The organism is Lentilactobacillus sp. (assembly GCF_040773105.1).
In the GTDB taxonomy this organism is placed as follows: Bacteria; Bacillota; Bacilli; order Lactobacillales; family Lactobacillaceae; genus Lentilactobacillus; species Lentilactobacillus parabuchneri.
The window spans coordinates 1-3,658 of sequence record NZ_JAXGWW010000209.1; the positions used below are offsets into that span (position 1 = coordinate 1).

General features: G+C 41.2%; 6 protein-coding genes. 1 reads left to right on the forward strand and 5 read right to left on the reverse strand.

Going from position 1 to position 3,658, the window contains the following annotated elements:
* Nucleotides 1-125: 125 nt before the first annotated feature.
* Nucleotides 126-698, reverse strand: coding sequence for a xanthine phosphoribosyltransferase (locus tag AB3112_RS09415; RefSeq protein ID WP_084974734.1), 573 nt, complete (start codon nt 696-698; stop codon nt 126-128).
* Nucleotides 699-712: 14 nt separating this feature from the next.
* Nucleotides 713-1,288, reverse strand: a complete 576-nt coding sequence (locus AB3112_RS09420) for a glycoside hydrolase family 73 protein (protein ID WP_057911109.1) — start codon at nt 1,286-1,288, stop codon at nt 713-715.
* A gap of 219 nt (nt 1,289-1,507) precedes the next feature.
* On the opposite strand from AB3112_RS09420, the gene AB3112_RS09425 reads away from it, so the two are divergent.
* Nucleotides 1,508-1,813, forward strand: coding sequence for a hypothetical protein (locus tag AB3112_RS09425; RefSeq protein WP_057911038.1), 306 nt, complete (start codon nt 1,508-1,510; stop codon nt 1,811-1,813).
* 37 nt (nt 1,814-1,850) lie between these two features.
* On the opposite strand, the gene AB3112_RS09430 is transcribed toward AB3112_RS09425, so the two are convergent.
* The 3 genes from AB3112_RS09430 to rplM all read right to left on the reverse strand — a co-directional run bounded on the left by AB3112_RS09430 (nt 1,851) and on the right by rplM (nt 3,471).
* Complete coding sequence (locus tag AB3112_RS09430; RefSeq protein WP_057911037.1) at nt 1,851-2,450, reverse strand: ECF transporter S component; 600 nt, start codon at nt 2,448-2,450, stop codon at nt 1,851-1,853.
* A 171-nt stretch (nt 2,451-2,621) separates the two neighbouring features.
* Complete coding sequence (gene rpsI / locus AB3112_RS09435) at nt 2,622-3,014, reverse strand: 30S ribosomal protein S9 (RefSeq protein ID WP_013728473.1); 393 nt, start codon at nt 3,012-3,014, stop codon at nt 2,622-2,624.
* Nucleotides 3,015-3,027: 13 nt separating this feature from the next.
* Complete coding sequence (rplM, locus tag AB3112_RS09440; RefSeq protein WP_057911036.1) at nt 3,028-3,471, reverse strand: 50S ribosomal protein L13; 444 nt, start codon at nt 3,469-3,471, stop codon at nt 3,028-3,030.
* Nucleotides 3,472-3,658 lie beyond the last annotated feature (187 nt).

The following is a 3,658-nucleotide window of genomic DNA, read 5'->3' on the forward strand; positions in this document are numbered from 1 at the left end:
CCAAGGATGCCAATTGTTTGACCAGGATAGAGAACATTTGCGTTTGCCAATTCATTCACTACTTTCATTATCGAAATTATAAAAAATGAGTGTTTCCAAACTAATATGACGATTACACGGTGGTATTATTCAACGAATGTAACTTGCTGATTGTCCAAAGACGCAATTCGGGCTAACGATTCCAAACGGACACCCGTCTTTTCGATCATGGCGCGACCCTTTTGGAAGCTCTTTTCGATGACGATGCCGACTCCGGCAACGTCAACGTTGGCCAATTTGGCAATTTCCAGCAAACCTTGAACCGCCTGACCATTAGCAAGGAAATCATCGATAATTAAAATTCGGTCGTCGGGCTTTAAGAAACGCTTATCAACACTGATGTCGTTGCTGACCTGTTTGGTGTATGAATAGACGCTGGCAGTGTATAAATTGTCGGTCAACGTCAGGCTCTTGTGCTTTCGGGCAAAAATTAACGGAACACCTAAATGAATTGCCGTCGTCAGTGCGGGTGCAATTCCAGAGGACTCTACGGTAACGACTTTGGTAACTTTTTCATCTTTGAACAATCGGGCAAACTCCGATCCGATTTGGTCCATTAACTGGGCATCAACTTGATGGTTCAAAAAATTATCGACCTTCAATACGTTTCCTGGTAATACGGTACCGTCCTTCAAAATGCGTTGCTTAAGTAAGTCCATTACAAAATTCCTTTCTAATCATCATACTGGTATAGTTTGTACTGCCTAATAAGTGAAATCAACTTCTTGGTGTAGGTGGGATCCGTTGCGTAGCCGTCCTGTTGAAGCCCATCAGCAGCCTGTAAATAATTGGTAGCAGAAACGACGTCCTTATATTGTTGCGAATTCCATTTTGTGCCATAAGCCAAAAGCTTGGCGTGATCAGCCAACGACTCATTCCAGTTCTGATACACCTGAAAGCGCGCTTTAACCGTCACGTAACGGCCATTCACAAACTCCTGAGTGTTTAAATAAACTGAGTTGGTCGACCCGTCTTGAGCCTTAACGCCAAATAAATTGTAGTACTTACTGGCAAGCTTACTGGTGCCCCAATCCGATTCCAAGATTGCTTGGGCGAGCGTAATACTTGGTAAAATATTGTACTGTCCTTGAAGACGCTGGGCTTGAGGCGCCAACTTGTTGATAAATTTTCGGTGTTCGACTGCAATCTCATTTTGTGATGATTGCAGGTTGTTTTCGTTGTAAGAGTTTTCTGATAATGCGTGGAATCCAAGTATAATCACCAACGCAGTGCCGACCAGAATCAGCATTAAAATCATGTTGGCTTTTTTTGCTCGACGCTTCCGTCCCTTTTTATATTTTACCAATCCAACCTCAAACTTTCTCACTTAAAATTAATTCTAACGATAAACGGATATAAAGACAATCTAAATTTTGAAAATAATGGCACTTTGAAGTACTAAAAATTGACAAATCTTAAATTTTCGGTTATGTTATCACCTGACACTTAAATCTGGAGATGAAAACCAATGGTTAAAAACACCGAGGTATCAGAAGCACAATCCAAGTTCCATGTTGGTGATGAGGTTTCATTCAAGATCGAAAAGCAAACATTCAATGGTTACATTGATAAGAGTTATACCAACTCATTCTTGATAACATTTGAATCGGATGATCCTGAAATTATCGACAAGTATCATCAAAAAGTCGTCATTAATAATCGTCATCTCAAGATGATTAAGGCGGCTCCTCGTGTTGAGGAAGATGATGCCGAAGAAGACGCAAAGCCCGCTACCAAAAATACAAAGTCTAAGAAATCCACCAAGAAGTCTTAATAAAAAGTCGGACTGCAATTATTGCAGTGCGGCTTTTTTATTCGCTCGTTGCTCGGTCAAAAATCTTTTTCACCGGAACGGCAATTAAGGGTGTCACTACGCCACTAAAGATCGCTTCTGGAACCCCATTTGTTCCGACGACTCCCAACAGGTAAGGCAAGAGCTCTTTAATGTTGATCTGATAAAGCTGAGGTGCCTTGGCTTTGTAAAAGACGTAGATTAACCCCAACACTAAAACCGTATTCGTTAAGGAACCCAGAACAGCAGCAATCGACATACTGACGGCAGCTTTTTTAAAGTGTTTTCGTAATTGTGTGTATGCAAAGCCGGCAACGACGCCAATCATGATTCGTGGAAAAATGGAGATCACCGGATTGACAAACACGATTGCAGCAAGCGGACTGGTCGGCCAGACAAACGCTCTGATAAAAACGGTTAAGCCCCAGATACCACCAATAATGGCGCCGTCCAGTGTCCCCATGAGAATTGTTGCGACGACCACGGTCATTGGAATGATGGTAATCTCCAATGGTCCAATTGGAATGTAACCGATTAACGGAATCGATGTCTGGAGGATAATAATTGCAATAAACATTGCCAACATGTTCAGCCTTAACGTTTTCTTCTTAACAGGCATCTTTGTAACCCCTTTAAATTTGATGCATCTATTATACAATAACGTGATGTATTCTAATACTTATTTGTCGCGGAATGTCGCTTTGGCTGGAATTTTAAAATAATCTCAATAAACCGGGCCAACAAAAAAACACTCCCAATCTTGGAAGTGTTTTGAAACGCAAAATAAATTTTAACGCTTTGAGAATTGTGAAGCTTTACGGGCTTTTTTAAGACCTGGCTTCTTACGTTCTTTCATACGAGCGTCACGGGTTAATAAACCAGCGCGCTTTAATGGTCCACGGAAGTCAGGATCTACTGCGAGCAATGCACGAGCAATTCCATGACGAGTTGCTCCAGCTTGTCCAGAGAATCCACCACCATTAACGTTAACCAAGGTATCATAGTTACCTAAGGTTTCAGTAACGTTAAATGGTTGCACAACAACTTCACGCAAGTTAGCAAATGGGATGTAATCTTCAATTGCTTTGTCATTCATAATAATTTTTCCAGTTCCGGGTACCAAACGTACTCGAGCAACTGAATCTTTACGACGGCCAGTGCCGCGATATTGTACTTGAGCCAAAGTGAATTCCTCCTTAAATTAGGTTATTAATGTCTAATACTTCTGGTTTTTGAGCTTGTTGATCGTGTTCAGGACCTGCATAGACATGTAACTTCAAACCAATCTTATGACCTAATGTTCCATGAGGAAGCATCCCTTTAACGGAAGTTTCAATTAACTTTTCAGGATTGTTTTGACGTAAATCACCGGCAGTCCGTTGCTTCAAACCACCAATAAAACGACTGTGGTGGTAATAGATCTTGTCTTTGTCTTTGCGACCAGTCAGACCTACTTTACTGGCATTGATAACAATTACGTTGTCACCAGTATCGACGTTAGGTGTGAAAGTCGGCTTGTTCTTGCCTCGTAAAATTGTTGCTACTGCTGATGAAAGACGACCAAGAGATACGTCTGTTGCGTCAACAACGTACCATTTACGTTCTACTTCACCAGGTTTTGCCATATAAGTTGTACGCACTATTAATTCCTCCATGTTCCTGTGTTTGTTCGACACCAAATAAGATTCCGGGGCTTATCGTGGGGCAAACAATACCAATTAACATAATACAAATTATTCCCACGAAAGTCAATTGATTTCATAAATTATCGTTGTCGTTTTGGTAATTTCGTTGGGTGATCAGGATCCTCACCCTCATAATAAACCC

Excerpts from the sequence above, each read along its gene's own strand:
- AB3112_RS09415 (WP_084974734.1), bottom strand. The coding sequence starts at position 698 with ATGGACTTACTTAAGCAACGCATTTTGAAGGACGGTACCGTATTACCA.
- AB3112_RS09420 (WP_057911109.1), bottom strand. The coding sequence starts at position 1,288 with ATGCTGATTCTGGTCGGCACTGCGTTGGTGATTATACTTGGATTCCAC.
- AB3112_RS09425 (WP_057911038.1), top strand. The coding sequence starts at position 1,508 with ATGGTTAAAAACACCGAGGTATCAGAAGCACAATCCAAGTTCCATGTT.
- AB3112_RS09430 (WP_057911037.1), bottom strand. The coding sequence starts at position 2,450 with ATGCCTGTTAAGAAGAAAACGTTAAGGCTGAACATGTTGGCAATGTTT.